This window comes from Vibrio sp. 11986-1-5, assembly GCF_963878025.1.
In the GTDB taxonomy this organism is placed as follows: Bacteria; Pseudomonadota; Gammaproteobacteria; order Enterobacterales; family Vibrionaceae; genus Vibrio; species Vibrio injensis.
In genome coordinates this window covers 1-847 of the sequence record NZ_CAWNVW010000025.1, presented here as the reverse complement: position 1 = coordinate 847, position 847 = coordinate 1, and the positions used below count along the sequence as shown (strand labels likewise).

At 40.9% G+C, this 847-nt stretch carries 1 protein-coding gene; it reads right to left on the bottom strand.

The genetic code is table 11. From position 1 onward, the window contains the following. Nucleotides 1-638, bottom strand: a 638-nt coding sequence (locus tag AACS00_RS07910) for an IS110 family transposase (protein WP_110168461.1), incomplete at its 3' end; no start/stop codon positions are given. Nucleotides 639-847: the final 209 nt, after the last annotated feature.

Genomic DNA, 847 nt, shown 5'->3' with positions numbered 1-847 from the left:
TTACTGATGATGGAGGCTGCCGCAATTTTTCCGATGCCAGGTACGCTCTGTAATAGCTCATTTTTGGCTTGGTAATCAGGGCATGTCTCGATGAGTTTTTCGATTCGAGTCTCAATATTTTCTATCTGTTTTTTGAGCATAGTAAGTAGTGATTTTATCGATGATGCAACAGATTTAGGCATGATTTGAGAGCGGTTCTTTTCCATGGTTTGCATGGTCAACAACTGGTTGCGTCTGGTCACTAAGTCACTCATTAAACGAATGTTTTCACTTTTTAATTGTGTGAGTTTCGGTTTAATCGCTTCCGCGTAATGGGCAATAAGAGCGGCATCTAAGCGGTCATTTTTAGCTCGATGTCCAAGGGCGCCGGAGAACTTTTTGATATGTAATGGATTAGCAATGACATAGGGTAAGTTAGCGTTATCGCAGGCTAAGATGAATGGCATTTCTAAGCGTCCGGTGGCTTCGATGACAATACGTTCAGGGTGGTACTTTTTAATGGTTTTGATGGCTTGTTTAATGCCTTTTTCATCATTGGAGACATTAAAATAGATATCGAGAGGACGGATATAGATATCTAATTGTGACTTGCCGGTATCAACGCCGACATTAATGTTTTGCAGTGTATTTGTATTCATAATAAGCTAACTCTTGCTTGCTAAATGCGGGTTCGAGACCCAGAAGACTATTCGAGTGTGGTGCTTGGAGTTCTATCTGACGTTCGCTCTTGTTATCGGTCTCTCGATAGAGGAGCCACAATTCAATCGAACTATCAGATAGAGAACTTTAGTTGCAGCTAAAGTCTGGGTCTCACTTTACCCTTATTCGTTAGTTATTATCCATACAA